This window comes from Ravibacter arvi, from assembly GCF_039540405.1.
Taxonomy (GTDB): domain Bacteria; phylum Bacteroidota; class Bacteroidia; order Cytophagales; family Spirosomataceae; genus Ravibacter; species Ravibacter arvi.
On record NZ_BAABEY010000036.1, the window covers coordinates 515,315 to 539,576 of the forward strand.

Below are 24,262 nucleotides of genomic sequence, written 5' to 3' on the forward strand. Positions count from 1 at the left end.
TAGAACTTGCCTGCTTTTCTAATTTGGAATAGGGCTTAGTACCGGGAATATTCCATCCAGAGAGGCGTCCCGTCGGGCTTGAATTCCAGGGAAAGGCTTTCTGCGGTGGCGTTGTTGGTGAAAACTGCCCCATACACAATACCTGTTTCTGTTGAATTTCGTCTGCCACCGGAAAACTTGAGATTGCTCAGGAATGTCTGTTTTTGCAAAGTGTTTTTAACTGCGGCCGGAAGTTCGTCTCGCGTTTGAAACAATTGATCGGGACTAAAATTTGTTCCCACTATTTTTTGCTGCGCATTGAACCGGATCCAATAAATGGTGGTTGGGCTTTTTGCCACTACGTGGTATAGTTTATTATTGTTGTTGTCGTACCGAATCTCGTACCCGGTCATCGAAAGATAATTGTCGGATAAATATTGTTTGATACGGGAGGGTAGTTTGTCTTTGTTTGGCGAGAATGAAGATCCTGCCAGCAGGATTTTTGAATGTGGACTAAGTCTGATTTTAAACATGTGCCGATCCCACATGATTCGATATTGCTTACCTTGAAATAAATATTCGCCGTAGTTTACAAATTCATTTGCAAAACTGTTGGGCTGTATTACCTTCATATTGTCAATTGTTCCACCGGCAATCGTAGAGTTTTCGATATATTTAAGTACGTTATCCGGTGCTGGGGTGTTAGTAATTAATGCATTGTATACAATTTGTTCCCGATCAGTTGCTGTAAAATAGTTCAGACCATTCAGCGAATAGGTCGCTTCCCACAAGCTGTCCTTCTCTACGGTTTTTATCAGGATATCTTCGGCTCCAGAGAATTGGGAAGGAATAATCTGAGTTACAGATTCAGGAATAGGTTGATCTGCGTTTTGAAGGTCTTCCACCTTGCAGCCGTAAATTGACAGCAAAATGGCTAGCGCAAGTAGCGTAACGGGTAGTTTTTTTTTCATTGCAGGCTCAGTATTTCCGATCGTGACCGGATGGTGAAACGTGTTAATACAGTACCCGGAAGGTCATTGATTTCTGTCGATCGTTGGATAGAACCTCCAGGAACCATATTGCGCGCAAGCAATACACATAGGAGATCACTGAATTCCGGTTACCGTCCGGGTGTAGGATAAGCCTCATTCTCTCAGGATGTCCCAAAGCCTTTGCTTCCTGTGCATTTCTGCAGGTAGGTAGCCAGTTGGTATCAAGGTGTCCGCTCAACGTTCTTTTCGGAAAAAAATTGGAAAGCTGGATCGTCTGCCTGGCTTCATCCCAAAACCATTGTCCTTTGCGGTCTTCAAAAGACATAGAGCCGGTAGACAATCTGTCCTGGTCGCTGTAGTCTGTTTCCCCAAACGGTCCGATGCAGTCTTTTGCTACCAATTCCATTTTGTTTGAAAACTGGTAGGCAATATATTTGGTCCATGTCAGCGAGTCATTCGTTCCTTCGTGATGAACCAGGTAAGTGCTGTCCTTTCCTTTTACCTCAATAATGTATTCGATTCTCCAGAATCTTTCATTGGCGGTTAGCCTCGACAGCAATTCCGTTTTGTCAATTTGTGGTCTTTCCACTCCCGTTATGTCACTATCCCTGCAGGAAAACGCCAGCAGGACAATCACTGCGAATCGTGAAGCAAGTAGCAGGGTTTTCATTTATGTAAGTTTTTTAGATGCTGATCGTGGTATAAAGGCGATCGAGAATATTAATGTAAAACCCGAAACGACTTTGGTACTCCATGAGTGCTACCATTGGTCAGACGCTCAAGAGCCCACATTGCGCGCATACAATAGACGTATGATATTTCTGAATTCTGATTCCCTTCCGGGTACATAATAAATTTTATTCTTTCAGGGTATCCCAACGCCTTCGCTTCCTGCGCATTTTTACAAGTGGGTGGATGATTTGTATCGAGGTATCCATTCAGTGTGTTGTGCCGAAAGACATTGGAAAGTTGAATCGTCTGCCCGGTCTCGTCCCAAAACCATTGTCCCCTGTGTTCTTTATTATACATAGTTCCGATCGACACTTTTTGTTGGTCGTGGTGGTCCTGTTTTCCCCACAATCCAAAACTTACTATTTCCAATGATACTTGTGTATCCAAAAATTGGTAGGCGTAACCGTACCAAGTCATTGGATCGAGCGTATCTCCTGGATTAACCAGGTGAGTGCTGTCCCTACCTTTGACCTCGATTATATATTCGACTCTCCAGAATCTTTCACTGGCAGTCAGCCTGGCAAGTAATTCCGCCTTGTTTATTTTGGGTTTTTCTACTGCAGCTACTTCACTATCCCCGCAGGAAATTACCAGCAGGGCAATGCTCAGAAGAAACAATACTCGAAATCTCATAGAAACCGGTCAAATCGGAGATACATCTACATGACACCGGATGAGGGGGTGTGCGTTGCAATTTTGCTGCAACTATCGCAAAAAAAATGAAAGCGGTCGGTTACGGGTAATTAAAAGGGACGTAAACGCAGACTTTGTTTACTCCCCCCTTCTCAGTTTGGCAATCAGCGCAGAGAATTTTTCAAAATGCGCCTGAAGCCCGGTCCAATCTTTACGGTCAATTAGCGTCTTGTCAAACAAAGGGCTGCCGATCCCGTAGGCTGTGGCGCCGGCATGGAAAAAACCGGGGAGGGTATCAAGCGATACCCCACCCGTAGGCATTAGTTTTATTTCGTTCAGGGGGGCGAGCACATCTTTGAAATACCCGGCCCCGAGAGCTGTAGCGGGGAATACTTTCACTACCGACGCCCCCCAGCTCCAGGCGCGGTAAATTTCCGTGGGCGTATAGGCGCCCGGGAAGACCGGGACGTCGGACCGTACGCACTCTTTGACTACCTGTTCGTCGATAATGGGTGTGACAATAAAAGTGGCGCCCGCCTGTATGGCCAGCTCAAGGTCATACAGGTTCCTGACCGTTCCCGCCCCTACATTTAGGCGCCCCTGGTACTCGTGCCTTAACTGAGATATCATCTCAGCTGCACCGGGGGTGTTCATGGTAACTTCCAGGGTAGTCAGGCCGGCCGAAAGAAACCCGGGAACGATGCTGAATACTGATTCGGGCGCTATGTTCCTGACAATGCCGACAATCGGCATCTGTTCGAGAAGCGCCCAGGAAAAGGAACCTTGTGACAATTTCATAAGTTATTTCAACCCGTTCAGATACGCAACCGATTTAGGGATTTGCTGCATATAGCTCGGGCTTTCATCTTCAATAAAGTAATGCCTGATACCGGCTGCCTCGGCGGCCCGCATAATAGCAGGGAATTTGGCCTGGCCGGTACCCAATGCTACATCGTTGGTCTTTGGCGTCGACCCTGACAAATCACCTTTCACCCCCTTCTTCAGGTCTTTGAGGTGCATCAGCTTGAAACGGCTTCCGTACTTTTTGAGTAATTCGGCCGGATCTGCGCCGGGGTGGATCGCCCAGAGAATGTCCAGTTCAAAGGAAACATATTCGGGGTTGGTATTTTCTACCATGTAGTCGAACAGCGTACCCGTGCCATGCGGCGTGAATTCAAATCCGTGGTTGTGGTAGCAGAAAGTGATGCCGTTTTCTTTCAAAACTTTTCCGACCCGGTTGAAATCTTCTGCGGCCCGCATGGCGTCGTCGAGCTTAAACGGGCCCTTGTGAGGAATGGAGGCTACCATCACGAATTTGGCCCCCAGAGTCCTGGCGTTTTGAACAACAGCCATCGGGTCTTTCACGATTTCATTATAGTCGGCCCCGGTTCCGACGATCTTCAAGCCGCGGGCGTCTGTCATTTTCCGGAATTCGGCATGCGTTACACCCTTCGGTGGATTGGCTTCGAGCTCCACGAAACCCAGAGATTTGATGGTATCGAGCGTGGCTTCTACTCCCTGGGGAAAGCCGTTGCGGAAAGTATAGGTTTGCAGACCGATTTCGCCCGTAAATGGAGCTTTCCCTTTTTGAGCCATCAGCCCGGTGCAGGCCAGCGTGCCGGCGGTTAGCAGGGTAAGAAAGAAACGTCGCATACGATGTTATTGAATTAGGTGGATTGCGTCAGATAAAAATAATTCTTTTTGACTGCAAAATACAATTAAATAGCGGGTTTGAGAAATGGGGGTGAGGGGTAAGGTGTGAGGCCTGAGGTTGGGGGGCCGGGCGGCATCTCAGTAGAATGGCGATTTTAATGGTTCTTTCCTGAAAATGTGATTCCGCCAGTCGTAGAAAGTCTGCATATAGACAAGAACCCGAATCCGGTAATACATACCGCTAACCGGCTTGAGTGAAGCGATGCCATGGTTGTTGAAATAGTAGCGATAGCCTGCCTGAAGTCCCGTTCCGAGCCAGCGGGTTGCTTTCCATTCCCCGTACATGGCTAATTGAAGCGGAAAGATTCTCATTCGTTCTGTATGCCCGGTACCGGATTCAAACGGCGCTGTGAATTTTGCCCGGCCAAGTCCGGCTTCTATAGGGCTTGAAAGCTTCCATCGCCGCCAGTCGTGGAGAGTCAGCCAATAGCCCAGGCTGACAAATCGAATGTCGGTGCTGGTTCCCGCGGGCAGTTGAAACGGGAGATCGAAATTCCGTAGCCCCATCACGTCATTTCTTCCTCTCTTGCCTGTCCAGTAGTAGCCTACCGTAATTTCATCCCTTTTCTTGCCCCATTCCCAGCCCACGCTGGTCCCACCCATTCGCAGCCGCCGGTTTTGGGAAAGCGACGTGCGCATATCAAGATGGACCTTTAGCAAGCCGGTTGTATCGCCCGCACTTTGCCCCGAACTCGCCGAGAGTGAAACCAGGCAAAACAAGGTGGCGGTAACGATCCGGAAGTAGTGAGGCATTTTCATGGGTTAGGCATAAAGGTGATCTTTACCCGGCTCCGTGGTGCGATCGAAGCTCAATATTAGGCAGTATTTTCCTGATTTTGAGAAAAATCAACTTTTATAACGAAGCTTGCCCGGTATATCGTTTACGGAAAACCCGCGCCAGTTTTGTTGAATTTTGCCCTATTGGTTAGTTTTGTATTGACATTTCCTAATGGAATTGGATGAATATAAGTTTACATCGCTTTGGACGAACCCCGTGACCCGACATTAGAGCAAAGGCAGCACAGTTTGCTTTGGGATCGGTTTAGAGCAGGCGATGAGGGGGCTTTTCGTGCTTTGACCGAAACCTACTACCGGGTTCTGGCCAATTATGGGATGAAGCTCAGCCGCGATAAAGATTTTGTGGCCGATTGCATCCAGGAGCTTTTCCTCGAATTATGGGAAAGAAGGCGATTTCTCGGCGATGCCGTTTTTGTCAAGTCCTACCTGCTCAAGGCTGTCCGGAATAAGATTATCAAGGAGAGCATTAAACTGCGGCGTTTTAAGGAACCTGAAGACCTGGAATTCGGCCGTGGCGAATACCATCCGATTGAGCTTGAAATCGTTTCTACAGAAGCCGAGCGCGAAAAAATAAATCATCTCAAAAGCCTTCTGGGTGATCTCACCAAACGGCAGCAGGAAATTATCTACCTGCGGTTCTATCAAAACCTTGAGTTCGATGAGATTTCGGAGGTCATGGGGCTCACCCGCCAGAGTGTAGCTAACCTGCTTCATCGTACCATCAAGGACATCAGGAGCAAATGGATAATATCGCTTTTTTTCTGGATTTTGCTTTAGGGTATGCTCTTGTAAATCAGAGAGATAAGATAATAATAATATTTTATTGAAAAATAATTGTGGGATTTTGGGTATGAAACCCGGAATCGCAGACCCTACCTGTGTAGGTATGGGAGTAAATAACTTTTGCTAAGCAAACGCAGGTAAGCGTACGAATGAAAGATCCGAATTTCGATGTTGAAGACCTGGCCGGCGATCCACGTTTTAAGCAGGTAATTCTTAATCCTGATGAACATGCGGTTCAATTCTGGAACCAATGGCGGGCTTTATCTCCAGCGCATGAATTGCGTTACCAGCGGGCGCGCCTTTTGGTGCTCGCAGTGACGGAGAAATATGACGAGCCCGTTTCGGACGAGGAAGTTGAACTTCGCCTGAGCCGTCTGGAGCAAAAGAGGCTGGACCGCACCGGGAGGACCGACCGCAAGATAGGGAAGCGCGTAAGCTGGTGGTGGGCTGCGGCCGGTTTGCTTGTTGCCGGTGGGCTTGCAATAGGTATACTTCGGCTGAACGGGCCCTTTTCTGCTGATTCTCCGGGCAAAGATACGTTCGCAACCGGCGGATTGATCCGGGCTGAAGAAGAAGCCGGAGCCGGTTTGGTAATAAGAGAAAATAAAACAGGCGCCAACCTGACGCTGATGTTGAATGACAGCAGTGTGGTTACGTTGTTCCCGGGCGGGGTGTTGAAATTCCCGGGCCGGTTTGACGGCGCTCAGCGAAAGGTAGAGCTTGTAGGTGATGCTTTTTTCGAAATCACTCCGAATCCCGAAAAACCTTTTTTAGTATTTGCCCGGGAAACGGTTGTGAAAGTGCTGGGCACGAGCTTCAGGGTTCGGGCGCTTCAAAACGATCACGAGGTCAGGGTCAGTGTGACATCCGGTCGGGTTTCGGTTTTCCGAGCGTCCGATTTTGAAGACGTCACCTCAAAGCGGATTACGGATGAGCGGGCGGGTCTGGTGCTGGTGCCGCACGAGGAAGCCATCATGAACCGGCAAACGTTGAAATTGAAGAAGTCGGGGCTAAAAAGCGGGCTTTCACCCGGCAGGCAGGATTTGGTGCAGGAGCTTATTTTTGACGATACGTCAATTGCCGACGTTTTTCATGCGCTGGAAAAAACCTACGGCATGGAAATCGAATTTGATGAAGACGCTTCGCGCAAGTGCCCGATTACGACCTATTTCAGGGAAGAATCCCTGTTGGAACGGATTAACACCATTTGCCAGGCAGTTGGGGCGACCTACCGGCCTGAGAACGGAAAAATAATAGTGACCGGGATCGATTGCACCAGTTACTGAGGGGAATTAAGCCTTATCGTTATACGTATAAACCAAACGCCTATTGAGAAAAACCTACGATTTTTAAAAAAAATGAGCTAATGGTGATTGCAGCACCACTAGCTCCTGCCCCTTCCAATGTTCGACGAGTGGACACCAATTAATTGGTGACAGGGGGATTTTTGCCTTCAATCTTTCAATGATTTTAACAAAAACGATCAAAAATATGGAAAAAAACCAGGGAGCAATGCGTCTCCTGCGAAGTCTTATGAGAATTTCGATGTTTCAAATCCTGCTGGGCCTTGCATTTGTGGGGAGCAGCCTGGCCCGCCCGGTGGACGCGCAGAATGCGCTCAGCCAAAAGCTGACGATTCGGGCCGAAAACAGGGATCTGAGGCAAGTGTTGATTCAGTTGCAAAGGATTGCTAACGTACGTTTCACGTACAGTTCCGCGATTATTCCATCGAGACAAAAGGTGACTGTAAACGCTGTTAACCAACCGCTTTCAGATATACTGGACCAGGTTTTCCGCAGCAGTGGTGTGCGGTACAAACTCGTGGGCAGGCAAATTATTCTTCAGAAGTCGGTAACGCAGGGGGTCCGGAGCGAGGAGCTGCGGCTGAACCTGCGGAATAATCCGTTTTCAATCCCGGACCGGACCATACGCGGTACCATAAAGGACGAGAGCGGAGAGCCGCTTCCCGGCGTAAGTATTCTTGTAAAGGGCACGCAAACGGGAACTACTTCTAATATCGATGGTACTTTTCAAATAGAAGTTCCTGAAACCCCCAGTAACCTCGTTTTCAGCTTTGTCGGATATGAGTCAAAGGAGATCGTGGTGGGGCCCGAATCGGTGCTGGATGTGGTGCTGAAAGTAGATGTAAAGTCGCTTTCCGAAATCGTGGTAGTGGGTTATGGCACCCAGAAGAAGGTTAACCTGACCGGATCAGTATCGGTTGTAAATGGGGATCAGCTGACACGCCGTCCGGTAGGACAGGCTTCATCGGCGCTGCAGGGTACAGTTCCGGGGCTTACCGTGACCCAACGGTCAGGACAACCCGGAAGAGACAATAGCAACCTCCGGATCAGGGGTGTCGGAACAACCGGTGACTCCGACCCTTTGGTTATCGTGGATGGGGTAGAAGCGAACATTAATAGCGTGGATCCCAACGAAATCGAGAATATTTCTGTGCTTAAAGACGCATCATCGGCCGCCATTTACGGTTCTCGCGCGGCAAACGGCGTTATCCTGATCACTACCAAAAGAGGGAACGAAAAAGGCTTCAGCGTAAACTACAACGCTTATACGGGTTGGCAGAGCCCTACCGATATGCCCAAGATCGTAAACGGCCTCGATCACATGAAGCTGATCAATGAGGCGTACACCAATACCGGGAGAAGCGCTCTCTATACCGATCAGCAAATCCAGGACTATATCACCAAAGGGCCCGGAGACCGGGACCAGTTCCCCGACACCGACTGGCAAAAGCTTACCATGACGCAAAACGGGTTCATGCAAAGCCACTATGTGGGGGTAACAGGTGGTACTGATCGTTTGAAAGTTCTGGGTTCGCTGAGTTATTTTGACCAGGACGGGATTATTCCCAATACCAATTTCAAACGTTATAACCTTCGGGTGAATACCGACGCTAAAATAACGGACAAGCTGAGCACGTCGATGGATATTTTCCTTCAGCGCCGTGACCTGACGGAACCGTCTGTAGGAACTGCGTACATTTTTCACTGGATGCGCCGCATTCCTTCCAATCAGGCAGGTGTACTGTCTACGGGGCAGTACGGCGAGGGCTGGAACGGCGATCATCCCCTCGGGAAAGCAAGGGACGGCGGTCTCGCCCGCGAGAACGAAATCAGCTCGATTATTAACCTTAGCCTGAAGTATAAGCCGACCGACTGGTTGACAGGAAGTGTAATGTATTCTCCCAAGTTCGGCCTTCCTTATGTCAAGAAATTTGTAAATACCCTGCAGACCTATCGTTGGGACGGAACACCGAGCTATGCCACCCCGGTGCGGAATAACCTGCGGGAGCAGATGGACAGAAGCTGGTACAATAACCTGCGTGCTACCATTGCAGTGGATAAATCGTTCAATCAGGTTCACAATCTGAATGTGCTCGCCGGTTATCAGCAGGAAGACCAAACTGACCGGCTCCTGTCGGCTTATCGCGAGGTATTCCTCCTGCCTGACTACGAGGAGATCAATTCTGGGAACCGGTTAAATGAAATGACCGGCGGAACTGCCAAGCATTGGGCGCTTCGGTCGTTTTTTGGTCGGGTGAATTACAATTTCAAAGAGAAATATCTTTTCGAGGCCAATGCCCGCTATGACGGCTCGTCCCGATTTGGCAAAGGAAACAAATATGCGCTTTTTCCATCTTTTTCAGCCGGGTGGCGTATCATTGAGGAGCCTTTCATGAAGTCCTTGTCGTCGACCGTGACCGATTTGAAGCTCCGGGCATCCTGGGGTAAACTCGGAAACCAGAACCTCGTGGACGATAATAAAACGCCTATTCTCTACCCATTTGCTGCCTTTGTCGGCATCGGAAACAGTAACTACGTCATTGGCAACTCCCTGGTGACTGGTTCTGCGCTTAGTGAGTTGGCTAACTCGAACATCAAGTGGGAAACTACGACTGTTTCCAACATCGGACTGGACCTTGCCTTGTGGAACAATTTCAATTTCTCTTTTGAGTACTACCAGCGCCGGACAACCGATATCCTTTTGAGACTCGACGTGCCTACCATGATTGGTCTGACTGCGCCTTTCCAGAACGCCGGGATTGTCGACAACAAAGGATGGGACCTGACGGCTTCCTACCGGAACAAAGCCGGCGACTTTACCTACAGCGTAGCGATGAACCTGTCTGATGTGAAAAACAAAGTGGTCGACATGCGTGGCGTTTCCCGTTCAGACCGCCAGGTGAACAACGAAGGTTCGCCAATCCAGGCGTTCTACGGCTATGTGGCAGACGGCTTCTTCCAGACTGCAGCCGAAGTATCGGAGCATGCTACCCAATTCGGTAATGTTGCCGCCGGAGACATTCGTTACCTGGATCTCAATAACGACGGAAAGATCAATAACCAGGATCAGCGCGTGATCGGCAGCAATATTCCGAGGTATACTTACAGCACCAACATTGACCTGGGTTACAAAGGCTTTGATCTCTCAATTTTCTTCCAGGGGGTAGGTAAGGCCGACGGTATGCTGACAGGACATGGTATTATGCCTTTCTATGAAGGAAGCACCATCCAGGAATATCAGCGTAATAGCTGGCGGCCTGACAACACCGGTGCTGAGTTCCCGCGGTTGGCATTTAATGAAGCAAACAACATCCAGAATTCGTCGTTCTGGCTGAGAAGTGCTTCTTACCTGAGGCTGAAAAACCTTCAGCTTGGGTACAATTTCCCGCAGGAGTGGCTGAAAGGGCGGGTTCAAAAGCTGCGCCTTTATACCAGCGGCCAGAACCTGCTGACCTTCGATAAGTTTTATCCGGGCTTCGACGTGGAGGCGCCGGTAGGGAATGCCGGTTGGTACCCGCAAATGAAGGTGTTTACGGTTGGTCTTGACGTTCGGTTCTAATCTGATTTTCTGTCCAAATATGAAGTCTTCTAAATATATATTGCTGATTTTAGGTGTGTTGACACTGTCGTCCTGCCAGGATTATCTCGAGCGGTATCCGCTCGACAATCCTTCCGACGAAACTTTCCTGCGCACCGAAGCGGAGTTTGACATGGCTGTGACAAGCGTGTACAACTCGCTCTGGTATGACGGTTCGGGAGATGTGGCCGGCCCGTTTTTCCCCCTTATGGATGCCGCTACTGATATTGGCTGGGACCGCAACACCAGCCAGCTGCAGTACATGGGCATGGGTAGCGCCAATTCCGACAATACCTGGGCATCCAGTTTCTGGAGCCACTTCTATCGCGGAATCGGGCGGGTGAACTACATCCTGGCCAAGGCCGAACCTTTGGCCGCATTGGTCCCGGAGGCCAAGTACAAGCGGCAGCTTGCGGAAATACGCTTCCTGCGCGCCTTTTATTATTCGCTCCTGAACGAGGGATTTGGCGGCGTTCCCCTGGTTATAAAACCGCTTACGCTGAATGATTCTCAACTGGCAAGAAGCACGAAAGCCGAAATTACCGACTTCATTCTGTCGGAGCTGACAGCAATTCAGGGCGACCTGCTTACCGAAACCGGTGCGTCCAATAAAGGGCTGGTCAGCAAGGGTGCGGCGCTGGCATTGAAGTCGCGTATTGCACTCTATAACGGACGTTGGGATGTGGCCGCCGAAGCTGCCGATGAGCTGATCAAAATGGGGACCTATACCCTGCATCAGAACTATGCGGAGCTGTTCAGGTATGCCGGCCAGGACTCGCGCGAAATCATTCTTTCCGTGCAATACCTGAAAGGTTATAAAGTTCACTCCTACCCCCGTTTCTTCGGTTCGCGTATGTCATTGGGGCATTCCAACAAAATCCCGGTTCAGGCACTGATCGACTCGTACGAGTGTACCGATGGCCTTAACATCGACAAATCGCCTCTGTTTGATCCGAAGAAGCCCTTTGCTAACCGTGACCCGAGGCTCAATTACACCATCGTGCTGCCGCAGACGCGTTTTGAAAAGTATATTTTTGAAACGCACCCTGACAGCCTCATGACGTGGGACCTTTCGACGACACCGGCCCGGCGGGTGCAAAACACCGAAGCGACACATGCATACGCTACTTTCTCAGGGTACCTCTGGCGGAAGTATACCGATCCGGCCGATTATCCGGATATCAACAACAGTGACCTGGATATCATTATGTTCCGTTATGCCGAGGTGCTGCTCAATTATGCAGAGGCCCGGATTGAGGCGAACAAGATTGATCAGAGCGTGTACGACGCGATCAACGCCGTTCGTGGACGGAAAAGCGTAGAGATGCCTGCCATCAAGGCCGGCAAGACCCAGGCAGAGCTCCGCTCCATAGTCCGCAAAGAGCGTAAGTACGAATTTGCGGGCGAAGGGCTTCGGTTATTCGATATCCGCCGGTGGGGAATCGGGGAACAGGTAATGAATGGCCCGCTCCTCGGACGCGTGCGGAATGCTTTCCTGACCAATGCGCCTGCTATTGATGAAAACGGAACTCCCAATTACAGCAATGTCGGCAACAGGGCCGCTATGCGGGTGATTGAAGTGAGGAGCTTCCGTAAAGACCGGGATTACGTATGGCCGATCCCGCGCCTGGAGGCCGAAGTCAATAAACTGCTTGGGCAGAATCCAAATTACTAATATCTTGTTCTTGTTAGCCCGGGATCGACGGTTCCGGGCTAATTTAGCCCATCTTTCAAGTTGCAGTTCTGCATCATTAAACCCTGAAACGTTTTTAGTATGAAGAAAATTTTGGTTTTGTCAGTAGGGGCCTTGTTTTGCCTGGTCTCGTTGTTCGGTGTAGTGGGGTGTGGAAAAGGCAGCAAAGCAAATGAATATGACATTGTAGTATATGGCGGCACCTCTGCCGGGATTATCGCCGGTTATACAGCCAAGCAGTTGGGGAAGTCGGTGCTGGTAATTGAAGCCGGCAACCACCTTGGCGGGCTCACTACCGGGGGCCTCGGCGCCACAGACATTGGCAACAAATACGCGGTCACGGGGCTGGCTAAAGATTTTTACAGGAGAATTGGGGCGCATTACGGCAAGTTCGAGCAATGGACGTTTGAACCCCATGTGGCGCAACAGGTTTATGACGACTACATCCGGAAAGCCGATCTCGAAATAGTGAAACTTCACCGTCTGAAGGAGGTAAAAAAAGAAGGCGACCGGATTACGGAAATCGTGGTTGAAAACGCTGAATCGCCTGACGCTTCAACGGATCGTGCCATCAAGGCAAAAATGTTTATCGACGCTACCTACGAAGGTGATCTTTTGGCAAAAGCCGGGGTGAGCTACACCGTAGGCCGGGAAAGCAACGAGCAGTACGGTGAAACCTACAACGGCGTTCAGATGTCGCTTTACCACCAGCTGCCCGACGGCGTAGACCCTTACAAGGTGAAGGGAAAGCCTGAAAGCGGGTTGTTATGGGGCGTGGCTGACGGAACGCTCGCTCCGGCCGGTAGCGGAGACAAACTGGTACAAGCATATAATTTCAGGCTTTGTCTTACCCAGGACGCTGCCAACAAGATTCCGTTCACCAAACCCGAGGGATATGATTCGACGCACTATGAATTGTTGTTGAGAATCCTTGAAAAAGAGACCTGGACGACTGTCAGCAGCAGCTATACGAGAGATACGCTGGCCGGCGGGCGTATCGTGGTTAACCATTCCGGTAACTACCTGATCAAAGCTATGCCGAACGGAAAAACGGATGCCAATAATTTCGGCGGCTTTTCGACCGATATGATCGGCGCTAATTATGATTACCCCGAGGCAGACTATGCTACCCGTGCCCGTATCTGGAAAGAACATGAGATTTATACGAAAGGCCTGCTTTATTTCATGGCAAACGATTCGCGCGTGCCTGAACATGTCAGAAAAGACATGGGAACCTGGGGGTATACAAAAGATGAATTCAAAGATCACGGCGGCTTTTCACCCCAGCTTTATGTGCGGGAGGCGCGCAGGATGGTGAGTGACCTGGTGATGACCCAGCACCATTGCCAGGGCAGGGAAGTCGTGGAAGACGGTATCGGGATGGCGGCCTACGGAATGGACTCGCACAATTGTCAGCGTATTGTTGTGAATGGAATGGTGAAGAATGAAGGAGATGTGCAAATCGGGTTGGGCGTTCCTTATCCGATCAGTTACCGGTCTATTGTGCCTAAAAAGAGCGAATGCAGTAACCTTTTTGTCCCCATTTGTCTTTCGGCTTCGCACATCGCTTTCGGTTCCATCCGCATGGAGCCGGTGTTTATGGTGCTGGGACAGACTTCAGCGGTTGCCGCAGCAATGGCCATTGACGGCGGGGTGTCCGTCCAGGACATTGATGTAAAAAAATTACAGGCAAGTCTTTTGGAAAACCCGTTGGCGGACGGAAGCCAACCTGAAATCCTGGTTGACAATGACCATCCGCAATGGGTCGAGAAATCAGGAAACTGGCTGGAAAAACGCGGTGGTTACGGTCGGTCACACCTGGAGCTGCAGGCAAAAGCCGACGCAGCAGATTTTGTACGCTATACGCCCGAAGTGAGCCGGGATGGTGAATATGAAATTTTCATGTACTTCTCCAATTTTGACCGCCTTGCTGACGAGATTGCCGTGAAAGTGACTACGGCGACGGGAGAAAAAGAAGTGAATATTAAGACCGGTGAGGTTCAGGAGCTGGGCCTGCCGTCAGGTGACTGGATTTCATTGGGGAAATACAACGTACAAAAGGGAAAAAGCGCCAGTGTTACCGTTTTAGGTAAGGGTAATTCGAAGGATGTAGTTGCCGACGCGCTTATCTGGCGGCCTGTCCGGTAGAGCTCCGGCCGCTCTTCGGTTCTGGCATCTTTTAAACCGTTTATATTCAGGTATCTAATAAGGTAATTATGGGAAAAATTTCAATCTTTTTACTTTCTCTTTTTTGTGTGCTGATGTCGGGCGCTTTCACGCCTGTCGCCCAAAAAACTACCGCTGCTTCAGAAGCCGATGTGGTGGTTTACGGAGCGACTTCTGCCGGCGTAATTGCGGCTTATACCGCAAAAAAAATGGGGAAGTCGGTTGTTTTGATCGAAGCAGGCGGGCATTTGGGGGGAATGACTTCCGGGGGGCTGGGCTATACCGACATCGGCAACAAGTACGCCATAACGGGCCTTTCCCATGATTTTTATAGGAAAATCGGGAAGCACTACGGTCGTTTTGAACAATGGACCTTTGAACCCAGTGTCGCCAAGAAGTACCTCCAGGAGTATCTCGATGAGGTTGGTATCAAGGTGCTTTATCATCACCGCATTGTCTCAGCCCGGAAAAACGGCGCCAGGATCCGCTCTATTGTAGTGGAAAGCAGCAAACAACCGACTGCCGCCACTAACCTGGAGGTAAAGGGGAAAATGTTCATAGACTGTAGCTATGAAGGCGACCTGATGGCGCGGGCCGGAGTTTCCTATACCGTCGGCCGTGAAGCCAATAAGCAATATGGTGAGACCATCAACGGCGTTCAATTCATGAAGGGGCACCAGTTTCCCGATGGCATTGATCCGTACGTAAAACCGGGGGATCCGGCAAGCGGCCTGGTGTGGGGGGTAGCAAAGGGAGAGCTGGAGAAGGACGGCACCGGCGATAAAAAGGTGCAGGCCTACAATTACCGCATTTGTCTTTCTTCAGACCCTGATAACAGTTTGCCCATAACCCGCCCGGACAATTACGACCCGGCACATTTCGAGCTGCTCGCCAGGTTAATGGCCCATCAGCCCGGGAAAGTGAAGTTGAACGACTATCTGATTTGGAGCCATATGCCCAATAATAAAACAGATATCAATAACAGGAACGGGTTTTCGACCGATATGATCGGCGCCAATTACAACTATCCCGATGGTACTTACGAGGAACGGGCGAAAATCATAAAGGCGCACGAGGACTATACAAAAGGGCTGCTGTACTTTCTCGGTAACGATCCGCGGGTGCCCGAAGCGCTCCGGAACGAAATGCGCAAGTGGGGCTATCCGAAAGACGAGTATACCGACTCCGGGAACTGGAGCCCGCAGCTATATATCCGCGAAGCGCGGCGGATGGTGGGGGACTATGTAATGACCCAGGCCAACTGCGAAAGTAAGGAGATTGTCCCGGACGGAGTTGGCATTGCCGCCTACACCATGGATTCGCACAATTGCCAGCGGGTGGTCGTGAACGGAATGGCAAAGAACGAAGGTAACGTGGAAGTAGGTGGCTTTGGTCCCTACCCGATTGCCTACCGCTCGCTTACGCCGAAAGAGGCGGAGTGCCAGAACCTGCTGGTACCGGTTTGCCTTTCTGCTTCGCACATTGCCTATGGATCTATCCGTATGGAGCCGGTGTTTATGGTGCTCGCCCAGTCTTCGGCCGTTGCGGCTGTTATGGCGATTGATGGAAAAACTTCTGTTCAGAAAGTGCCCGTAGCCGCATTGCAGAAGGAGCTGCGAGAGAACCCCCGTGCAGATGGAAGCACAGCCGAAATTCTTGTTGACAACAGCGACAAGGCCCTGGTGAATACAACGGGGAGCTGGAAGGAAGTGAAGCGGGGCGGTTTCGGTCACGGATATTTTACTGCAGAAGGAGGCGGTCAGGAGGACAATACCATCAGGTACAACGCTGCTATTAAGAAAAGCGGGCGCTACAAGCTGTACGCCTATGTTTCCAAGATTAAGGGACTGGCCAGGGAAATACCTTTTTCGGTACACGACGGAGCGAAAAAGCATGAGTTAGTGCTTGACACGGAGTCGCTGGCGGTGATCGGGCAAACCTCCGGGGAGTGGTTCCCCGTAGGTTCGTTTGACCTTTCTTCCGGGAAACAAACCTATGTGGAAGTAAGCAGCAAAACGGCAAACGGAGTCATAGTGGCTGACGCAGTATTGCTCGTCCCTGAGTTTTGACAGCCGGAGGACGGATTCATTGATCTTTTGGTTTAAACAGAAACTTTATGCACAAAATTTTTCTAGCGGCGGCCTTGTTCGCCACCACTTTTTTGGCTTGCACGCCTAAGCCTTCCGACGGGAATGAAGCGGATATCATCATCTACGGCGGGACTTCAGCCGCTGTAGTTGCAGCCGTACAAGCTGTGAAAATGAATAAGACGGTTATTGTGGTTTCGCCCGATGTCCATCTCGGCGGACTTACTTCCGGCGGGCTCGGGTTTACCGATTCCGGCAATACCGGCTCTATCGGCGGCCTGTCGCGCGAGTTTTATCAGCGTGTTTACCAGGAATACCAGAAAGATGAAAACTGGAAATGGCAGAAAAAAGATGAGTTTAGCAACAAAGGGCAGGGGACTAAAGCGATGAATGAAAGCGACCAGACCATGTGGACCTTTGAACCGCATATCGCTGAACGTGTGTACGACAACTGGGTTGCTGAACTCGGAATTCCGGTACATCGGGACGAGTGGCTGGACAGGTCCGGGGGAGTGGAAGTAAAGGACGGCAAAATAACAGCCATCACTACCCTAAGCGGTAAGACTTTCAGGGGTAAGGCGTTTATTGATGCCACCTATGAGGGTGATCTTATGGCTGCTGCCGGGGTGAGCTTCCATGTCGGGAGAGAGGCCAACAGTGTGTATGGAGAAGAATGGAACGGCGTTCAGACGGGTGTCCTTCACCATCGCCATTGGTTTGCTGCGAACATTAGCCCTTACAAGATTCCGGGGGACTCTACGAGCGGTGTGCTACCCAGGATTTCTACGGCCGACCCGGGTGTAAAAAACGAGGGCGATGATAAAATTCAGGCTTACTGTTTCCGGATGTGTCTCACCTACGACCCTGAGAACAGGATTCCTTTTCCGAGACCGGCCGATTATGATTCCACCCAATACGAATTACTCGCCCGGGCGTACAGTGCAGGTTGGCGTGAGACTTTCGACAAGTTCGATACCATTCCCAATCGCAAAACTGACACCAACAACCATGGCCCTTTCAGCACCGACAACATCGGGATGAATTACGACTACCCCAATGCTTCTTATGAACGCCGGAAGGAAATCATCAGGGAGCACGAAAGTTACCAGAAAGGGCTGATGTACTTCATTGCCAACGATCCCCGCATTCCCAAGGATGTACAGGAGCAGTTCAGAACCTGGGGGCTGCCTAAAGACGAGTTTACAGACAACGGAAACTGGTCGCATCAACTTTACATCAGGGAAGCTCGTCGGATGGTGGGGGAGTCCGTAATGACAGAGCACGAAGTATTGGGGAAGAAAGAGGTAAACGATCCCGTTGGAATGGGCTCCTATACCCTGGATTCGCACAATATTCAGCGTTACATCAAAAAGGACGGCTATGTTCAGAATGAGGGAGATATCGGTGTGAAAGTACCACGCCCCTACAAGATTTCATACCGGTCGCTGATTCCAAAAAAGGAGGAGATCCAAAACCTGTTGGTACCGATCTGTCTGTCGAGTTCTCATATAGCGTTCGGCTCTATCCGTATGGAGCCGGTCTTTATGATCCTCGGTCAAAGTGCAGCTACAGCGGCCGCAATGGCCGTTGAAAAGGGAAGCGCTGTCCAGGACATTGATTATGCCGAATTGAGAGCGAGACTGGAAAGTGACAAGCAACGCCTGGAAGTGGCACAGAAGTAACTACACCTTTCATTTCGACCAAAAGAGCACTAATTACACAAAGGAAACGCTGTGTACTTAGTGCTCTCTCCGTTGAAATACAACCGCAAAACCCCAAAGAACGCAAATAAACCTCTGTGCTCCCTGCGCTCTCTGTGGTTAAAAAAGTACAACCACAAAGCCCACAAAGAGCGCAAAGAAAACTCTGTGCTCCCCGCGCCCTCCGCGGTTAGAAAAGTACAACCACAAAGCCCACAAAGAACGCAAAGAAACCTCTGTGCTCCCCGCGCCCTCCGTGGTTAAAAAAACAACCACAAAGCCCACAAAGAGCGCAAAGAAAACTCTGTGCTCCCCGCGCCCTCCGCGGTTAAAAAAATACAACCGCAAAGCCCACGAAGAACGCAAAGAAAACTCTGCGCTCCCAGCGCGCTCTGTGGTTAATTTTTTAAGTTCCGGAGCCCGTAACCTCGCGCCGCCAACCTTTTTACAGGGTTGAATGGTTTTTATAATTCTTTGTCGAGACTTTTGTATTAAATTAGTGTTTTACTAACATACTGCGCGTGGTTTTGACAGAACGGGATCTGCTCAGGCAATTGGGTACGGGGGATAGGATTGCCTTTGAGCTTATTTACGAACAATATTGGGAGCGCCTTTATCGAATTGCGAGAGAAAAAGTACTGTACCCCGAAAATGCCGAAGAGATTGTTCAGGATATATTCGTAGATCTGTGGGAGCGGAGAAAGGGACTCGCTATACACGACCTGGAGCACTATTTATTGCGTGCTGTAAAGTATAAGGTGCTCGATTATGTGCGGGCGCAAATTATTAGAAGACAACACGAAAATACCGTTATCACCACACTGTCGGAGCAGTTTGACTCCGAAACCGAAGAGGAACTGGCCTACAGAGAGCTCCGCGATGCTTTTCAGACCGCCCTCGGGGATCTTCCCGAAAAGACCAGGGAAATCTTTCGCCTCAGCCGCATCGAACAACTTTCTTCCCGCGAAATTTCCGATCGCCTTCAGATACCCGAACGCACCGTTACCTACCACCTCGCGCAGGGCTTGAGGACACTCCGCGTCCATCTCAAAGATTTTGTCGTCCTGGCATTATCCTGTCTATTGATCCGGTAGTAGTTTGATGACTGTATTTTTTAAAGAAATATTGCGCTTTTTCACGCAATACGTATAATTTATTGTAGTTTTTTTATCTCTATTTGCCGAAAATCCACGTCGGGACGACTTATGTCTAAAGCAGGCGAATGCCCTTAACCCGATATGCGCATAAAAGGATTTCTTTCATTGTTAAAAAAGTACCGGCAGGGGACTTTGCCGGACGAAAAAAAGAAGGTAATGGACACCTGGTATGATGCCTTTGGAGCGGAAAACTCCGAAGAGGCAGACAGCACGCCGGTGGTGAAAGAGAGGATCTGGAGTGCAGTGGTGAGAAGGACTGCCGGAAATGATTCCGAGGGCGTGCAACCGGTGAGAAAAAGGACTTTCCTCCGTTATTCCGGTTGGGCGGCGGCTCTGGCCGGAATTGCCTGGGCCGGCTGGATGTATTATGCGCCCCCACCGGAGCAGGCACTCGCAGAAGGCGATAATACCGTCATAAGGAAGGAAGGGTGGAAATTAGTGGAAAACAGCCTGCAGACAGAGAAAGAGACGCTTCTCCCGGATGGCAGTAAGGTGATTCTGAAACCGGGAAGCTCGGTTGAGTTCCCGGAAGTGTTTGCCGGCCGGGAGCGATTGGTTTATATGCAGGGAAAAGCTTTTTTTGACGTCGTCAAAGATCAAAACCGGCCCTTTCTTGTCCATGCCGGCGAGCTTGTTGTAAGGGTGCTGGGAACCAGCTTTACCATTTCCGAGCTGGGCGGTACTGCAGCAACGGAAGTAGCGGTGATGTCAGGCCGGGTAGTGGTTGAAAAAACGATCCTCAAAGACCGTAAACCAAGTGCCGTTGAAAGCAAGCTGGTGCTGACGCCCAATAAAAAAATTACATTTTTCAAGGATACCGGACATTATATCACCGGTTTGGTGGCGAAGCCGGTCATCATCGAAAAAACCGAGGAGTTCGTTAACCCCGATGCTTTCGACTTTGATGAGGTCCCGTTGCGGCAGATTCTCTCCAAAATGGAAAAGGCTTACGGGGTATCAATTGATTCCAGTAATGAAACCTTGCTGGACTGCGTTATTACCGCCGATCTTTCTTCCGACAATTTATATGGGAGCCTGGAATTAATCTGCGCCGTTTTAAACGGAAGTTATGAGGTGATCGGGAATTCTATTCTGCTTTCGGGTGGTGTTTGCAATGACTGGAAAAAGATCCCCTGAGATACAAACCTGAATTATTTAATTGACCTAATCCAACCAATATGATAGCTAAAATCTATTAACCTCCAATCTTAATAAAAAAACCGGAAGTGAGGGAAGCACCTCCGGTTGATGCTTCCTCAGCCAGAACTGGTCTGATTACTTCGTTTGGCGACGAAGCAGGAAGCTTTTTGTCAAATCTTACAGGATCTAACAAAACAAATTAATGGAAAAAAAACAAAAGATTCTACCACCGATAGGTACTATTATGAAACTTACGGTTATGCAGCTTGCAATTTCATTTTGCACGGCTGTTTCTACATTCGCCAATGTGGTTGAAGCTCAGGAATTGCTGGCGAAAAAAGTTTCGCTTCAAATTGAGCACAAGGAGCTGAAAACGGCTCTGGCGGCAATAGAGCTGAATACCGGGGTAAAGTTCGTATATGGTGCAAAGGCGCTTCCTCTGAAGCGAAAGGTCTCATTCTCAGTGGCCAACAAAAGCGTAGCCGAAGCACTCGATGAATTGTTCAACCCCGACAAAATCAGCTACCGGGTGGTACGGAATAAGATTGTCTTAAGCCTGGAACCTTCTCACGGACAACCTTCCGCAACGGCTGAAACCGGTATGGTAATGCCGGTTGATAAGACTTTGAAAGGAAAAGTGACAGACGAGAAAGGAGAGGGCCTGCCCGGAGTAAGCATTATCCTGAAGGGAACCCAACGCGGGACGGTCACTGATATTGACGGGAACTATGAGCTGAGCATACCCGATGCGGATGCCGTTCTGATTTTCTCTTTTGTGGGGTACTTGTCGCAGGAGCTGCAGGTAGGTACCCGGACAACGCTGGATCTGTCACTTCAGACCGATCAGAAGGCCCTTGAGGAAATTGTGGTGGTAGGATACGGTACACAGAAAAAGCGGGATGTTTCTACCGCCATTTCATCGGTTTCAAGCAAGGAGTTGAAAGACAAGCCCATGGCTAACTTTGCTTCTGCCATGACCGGGAAAATGGCCGGTGTGAGAATCGTCAACAGCAACTCGGCGCCCGGCGGTGGTACTACTATCCGTATTCGTGGGGTGAGCTCACTCAACGCCTCCAATAACCCGCTGATCGTGATTGACGGGTTTCCGCTGAAGGACGGGTTTGATAAAAATGAAAACCCGCTCAACAGTATTAACGTTGCCGATATCGAGTCTATCGAAGTGCTGAAAGATGCTTCCTCAAGCGCAATTTACGGTACTCAGGCGGCTAATGGGGTGATCATGATTACTACGAAAAAGGGGAAGAAAGGGAAACCCACGCTCAGCATCAATGCGAGCACCGGCTACGACAGGATGATCAATAAAATTGATGTGCTCAACCGCGAGGATTTCCTGAAATATATCGACCACGCCCGTGCTGCCGCTTATGTCCTGGAAGACCCGAACTTTGGTACGAATAACCCGGAACTGCCCCTGTGGAAATGGACGGACTCGGATGAGCTGCGGGTTGAAAACTGGAAGAAGTATTCCAGCAATGCACCCGGTATGGCCGCGCCCGGTAACTTGTTCAACCGTTGGATCACCGTTATCGATACGGTCCGTAAAATGCCTTACGATACAGACTGGCAGGACGTGATTACCCGTACCGGCAAGACGACAGATCTCCAGCTTTCTGCTACAGGCGGGACCGACAATGTGAGTTATATGCTGTCGGGAGGATACTTTGACCAGACCGGTATTGTCATGAATTCAAACTACAACCGGTTCTCTTTCAGAGCGAATGTTGACCTTAAGATTACCAACCGGTTGAGAGCAGGGCTCCTGTTGGCGCCAAGCCTGGAGAATTCCAATGTACTGCCCAATATCGAAGGCAGCCCGACAACTAGTCCGACAATCAACCCGTTTTACAATGCGGTGGCTATGCCGCCGATCTGGAACCCGAGAAATGAGGCCGGCGAGCCGGTATTTTACGGCAATACGCTGCTCGATCCATGGGATTGGAATTTCGCGTTCTTTGTTAACCCGCTTCATTTGTTCCTAAAGCAGGACAAACGCCGGATTTTCAAAAATTTGTCAACCTTCTACGGGGAGGTGGATATCATCAAAGGACTGAAGTTCCGTTCTGAATTTCACACGGAGTATCGCCAGCGCGAGCGGAATTATTTCCAACCCAGCTCGGTTCCCACCCAGTCGGCTACTTTTTCCAGGTCACAGGGGATTAACGAGATGCGCAACAGGTTGTACTGGAACTCACAGAATTTCCTGAGCTACCAGCGCGAGTTCGGAAAGCATTCGGTCAGCGCCGTAGCGGGATATTCGGTGGAGGAAACCCAGTACCGGTCAGTTGATCTGATCAAGTATGACTACCCTACCGACATTTTACCCACACTGAACGAAGCGATTACCATTCTGAATGCACAGAATGATGCGCGGAATAACCGTTCGAGCGAGGCGATGATCGGCAGCTTCGGGCGGGTGATGTACAATTATGCCGGCAAATATTACCTTACCGGTAGCATACGCCGCGACGGATCGTCCAAATTCGGGGCCGACAAAAAATGGGGCGTGTTCCCGTCGGTGTCCGCTGCCTGGCGTATTTCCGACGAAAAGTTCTTCAGCCCGTTCCAGAAATATATCAGCGATCTTAAGCTTCGCGGCGGATGGGGTATTATCGGGAATGCCGGTATCGACAACTACCTGGCCCTGGCTACGCTCGAGTCCAAACCCTATGTGCTGGGGGGCGGAGCGGCGGTTTCCGCGGGCTATGCCGAAGGGAAAATTGCCAATTCAATCCTGGGCTGGGAGGAAACAACCGACTGGAGCGCGGGAATTGACGCCGAGATACTCAACAACCGGATCAATTTCAGTATCGACTATTTCTACCGGCATACCCAAAATATGCTGTTCAAAATGCCGCTCCCGGTGTTGACCGGGTTTGGGGAGTACATGGCCAATGTGGGCGCAATGCGCAACCGCGGCTATGAGTATACCATTACGTCGCGCAACCTTACGGGCGCATTAAAGTGGACGACCAGTGCAAATTTGTCCTACTATCGCAACCGCGTGCTGGACACCGGGAAGGACAAAAGACCACTGATAAAGGACGATGGTTATACCTCGGAGAACCGCCCGATTGCAGGGATTTACGGCGGGGTTTACCTGGGCCCGTACCGCGACTGGCAGGACGTGAAGACCTCGCCCATTGTCAATGCCAACAACCCGAGCTGGCGTTTCAGGTCCAGCCCCGGTACCCCCAAGCTGGCAGATGTAAATGGTGACGGGATAATAGATGCCAGTGACAACACGGTGATCGGATCCAATATTCCTGATTTTATCTGGGGAATGACCAATACTTTTGAATACAAGGGGCTCGATCTGACTGTCCAGGTAAATGGTACCCAGGGGGGAGACATTTCCATGCGCCAGATGGAAGGTGTGTTCGGGAGAGGCGCCGGTAACATGAACACCACTTATGACTATTACCGGAATTACTGGACTCCGGACAATCCCGATGCCAAATATGCGGCGCCTAACCGGAAGTCGTACGACGGTACCAACACCAGCGGTACGCTCCTGTACAAGGGGACGTTCGTGAACATTCAGAACATTGCGCTGGGCTACACACTCCCGGCACATCTGACCGAAAGACTGACGCTTTCAAGGGTAAGGTTCTATACCACCATCCTGAATGCCTGGTACATTACCAAGTTCCCGGGTTATAACCCTGAGGCCAATGCCATGGGTGACAGCGCCTATTCGCAAGGGATCAACCGTGATTCTTATCCGATGTCGCGTTCCGTATCCTTTGGTGTCAACTTGTCCTTCTAAACCGGTTTTAGCATTATGAAA

At 50.1% G+C, this 24,262-nt stretch carries 16 protein-coding genes; 10 read left to right on the forward strand and 6 right to left on the reverse strand.

Features of this window, described 5'->3' with window-relative positions:
* Nucleotides 1-35 precede the first annotated feature (35 nt).
* The 6 genes from ABD852_RS21815 to ABD852_RS21840 form a co-directional block, all read right to left on the reverse strand.
* Nucleotides 36-950 carry a hypothetical protein gene (locus ABD852_RS21815; RefSeq protein WP_345032809.1) on the reverse strand — a complete coding sequence of 305 codons (915 nt, stop codon included), beginning with the start codon at nucleotides 948-950 and terminating at the stop codon, nucleotides 36-38.
* Between the two features lie 43 nt (nucleotides 951-993).
* Complete coding sequence (locus ABD852_RS21820; protein ID WP_345032812.1) at nucleotides 994-1,641, reverse strand: hypothetical protein; 648 nt, start codon at nucleotides 1,639-1,641, stop codon at nucleotides 994-996.
* A gap of 50 nt (nucleotides 1,642-1,691) precedes the next feature.
* Entirely contained in the window at nucleotides 1,692-2,336 is a 645-nt protein-coding gene (locus ABD852_RS21825) for a hypothetical protein (protein WP_345032815.1), read from the reverse strand.
* A 138-nt stretch (nucleotides 2,337-2,474) separates the two neighbouring features.
* Complete coding sequence (locus tag ABD852_RS21830) at nucleotides 2,475-3,134, reverse strand: bifunctional 4-hydroxy-2-oxoglutarate aldolase/2-dehydro-3-deoxy-phosphogluconate aldolase (protein WP_345032817.1); 660 nt, start codon at nucleotides 3,132-3,134, stop codon at nucleotides 2,475-2,477.
* 3 nt (nucleotides 3,135-3,137) lie between these two features.
* Nucleotides 3,138-3,989 carry a sugar phosphate isomerase/epimerase family protein gene (locus ABD852_RS21835; RefSeq protein ID WP_345032819.1) on the reverse strand — a complete coding sequence of 284 codons (852 nt, stop codon included), beginning with the start codon at nucleotides 3,987-3,989 and terminating at the stop codon, nucleotides 3,138-3,140.
* Nucleotides 3,990-4,127: 138 nt separating this feature from the next.
* Nucleotides 4,128-4,802: a hypothetical protein gene (locus ABD852_RS21840; RefSeq protein WP_345032821.1), complete on the reverse strand. Its 675-nt coding sequence runs from the start codon at nucleotides 4,800-4,802 to the stop codon at nucleotides 4,128-4,130.
* Between the two features lie 228 nt (nucleotides 4,803-5,030).
* On the opposite strand from ABD852_RS21840, the gene ABD852_RS21845 reads away from it, so the two are divergent.
* From ABD852_RS21845 to ABD852_RS21890, 10 genes are all read left to right on the forward strand, one after another.
* A complete protein-coding gene (locus ABD852_RS21845) occupies nucleotides 5,031-5,624 on the forward strand; it encodes an RNA polymerase sigma factor (RefSeq protein ID WP_345032824.1) in 594 nt (197 codons plus the stop codon).
* A gap of 155 nt (nucleotides 5,625-5,779) precedes the next feature.
* A complete protein-coding gene (locus ABD852_RS21850; RefSeq protein WP_345032826.1) occupies nucleotides 5,780-6,916 on the forward strand; it encodes a FecR family protein in 1,137 nt (378 codons plus the stop codon).
* Between the two features lie 205 nt (nucleotides 6,917-7,121).
* A complete protein-coding gene (locus ABD852_RS21855) occupies nucleotides 7,122-10,493 on the forward strand; it encodes a TonB-dependent receptor (protein WP_345032829.1) in 3,372 nt (1,123 codons plus the stop codon).
* Nucleotides 10,494-10,512: 19 nt separating this feature from the next.
* On the forward strand, nucleotides 10,513-12,186 hold the full coding sequence (locus tag ABD852_RS21860) for a RagB/SusD family nutrient uptake outer membrane protein (protein ID WP_345032830.1): 1,674 nt from the start codon (nucleotides 10,513-10,515) through the stop codon (nucleotides 12,184-12,186).
* Between the two features lie 99 nt (nucleotides 12,187-12,285).
* Nucleotides 12,286-14,352 (forward strand): FAD-dependent oxidoreductase, encoded by a 2,067-nt coding sequence (locus ABD852_RS21865; protein ID WP_345032833.1) that lies wholly within the window; start codon nucleotides 12,286-12,288, stop codon nucleotides 14,350-14,352.
* 68 nt (nucleotides 14,353-14,420) lie between these two features.
* Nucleotides 14,421-16,439 carry an FAD-dependent oxidoreductase gene (locus ABD852_RS21870; protein ID WP_425568829.1) on the forward strand — a complete coding sequence of 673 codons (2,019 nt, stop codon included), beginning with the start codon at nucleotides 14,421-14,423 and terminating at the stop codon, nucleotides 16,437-16,439.
* 47 nt (nucleotides 16,440-16,486) lie between these two features.
* A complete protein-coding gene (locus ABD852_RS21875; RefSeq protein WP_345032836.1) occupies nucleotides 16,487-18,139 on the forward strand; it encodes an FAD-dependent oxidoreductase in 1,653 nt (550 codons plus the stop codon).
* Between the two features lie 539 nt (nucleotides 18,140-18,678).
* Nucleotides 18,679-19,251, forward strand: a complete 573-nt coding sequence (locus ABD852_RS21880; RefSeq protein WP_345032839.1) for an RNA polymerase sigma-70 factor — start codon at nucleotides 18,679-18,681, stop codon at nucleotides 19,249-19,251.
* Nucleotides 19,252-19,395: 144 nt separating this feature from the next.
* A complete protein-coding gene (locus tag ABD852_RS21885; RefSeq protein WP_345032841.1) occupies nucleotides 19,396-20,451 on the forward strand; it encodes a FecR family protein in 1,056 nt (351 codons plus the stop codon).
* A gap of 262 nt (nucleotides 20,452-20,713) precedes the next feature.
* A complete protein-coding gene (locus ABD852_RS21890) occupies nucleotides 20,714-24,241 on the forward strand; it encodes a TonB-dependent receptor (RefSeq protein WP_345032844.1) in 3,528 nt (1,175 codons plus the stop codon).
* The last annotated feature ends 21 nt before the right edge of the window (nucleotides 24,242-24,262 follow it).

What these genes read in the sequence shown, in the direction of transcription:
- ABD852_RS21815 (WP_345032809.1), bottom strand. Translation starts at nt 950, where the DNA reads ATGAAAAAAAAACTACCCGTTACGCTACTTGCGCTAGCCATTTTGCTG.
- ABD852_RS21820 (WP_345032812.1), bottom strand. Translation starts at nt 1,641, where the DNA reads ATGAAAACCCTGCTACTTGCTTCACGATTCGCAGTGATTGTCCTGCTG.
- ABD852_RS21825 (WP_345032815.1), bottom strand. Translation starts at nt 2,336, where the DNA reads ATGAGATTTCGAGTATTGTTTCTTCTGAGCATTGCCCTGCTGGTAATT.
- ABD852_RS21830 (WP_345032817.1), bottom strand. Translation starts at nt 3,134, where the DNA reads ATGAAATTGTCACAAGGTTCCTTTTCCTGGGCGCTTCTCGAACAGATG.
- ABD852_RS21835 (WP_345032819.1), bottom strand. Translation starts at nt 3,989, where the DNA reads ATGCGACGTTTCTTTCTTACCCTGCTAACCGCCGGCACGCTGGCCTGC.
- ABD852_RS21840 (WP_345032821.1), bottom strand. Translation starts at nt 4,802, where the DNA reads ATGCCTCACTACTTCCGGATCGTTACCGCCACCTTGTTTTGCCTGGTT.
- ABD852_RS21850 (WP_345032826.1), top strand. Translation starts at nt 5,780, where the DNA reads ATGAAAGATCCGAATTTCGATGTTGAAGACCTGGCCGGCGATCCACGT.
- ABD852_RS21855 (WP_345032829.1), top strand. Translation starts at nt 7,122, where the DNA reads ATGGAAAAAAACCAGGGAGCAATGCGTCTCCTGCGAAGTCTTATGAGA.
- ABD852_RS21860 (WP_345032830.1), top strand. Translation starts at nt 10,513, where the DNA reads ATGAAGTCTTCTAAATATATATTGCTGATTTTAGGTGTGTTGACACTG.
- ABD852_RS21865 (WP_345032833.1), top strand. Translation starts at nt 12,286, where the DNA reads ATGAAGAAAATTTTGGTTTTGTCAGTAGGGGCCTTGTTTTGCCTGGTC.
- ABD852_RS21870 (WP_425568829.1), top strand. Translation starts at nt 14,421, where the DNA reads ATGGGAAAAATTTCAATCTTTTTACTTTCTCTTTTTTGTGTGCTGATG.
- ABD852_RS21875 (WP_345032836.1), top strand. Translation starts at nt 16,487, where the DNA reads ATGCACAAAATTTTTCTAGCGGCGGCCTTGTTCGCCACCACTTTTTTG.
- ABD852_RS21885 (WP_345032841.1), top strand. Translation starts at nt 19,396, where the DNA reads ATGCGCATAAAAGGATTTCTTTCATTGTTAAAAAAGTACCGGCAGGGG.
- ABD852_RS21890 (WP_345032844.1), top strand. Translation starts at nt 20,714, where the DNA reads ATGCAGCTTGCAATTTCATTTTGCACGGCTGTTTCTACATTCGCCAAT.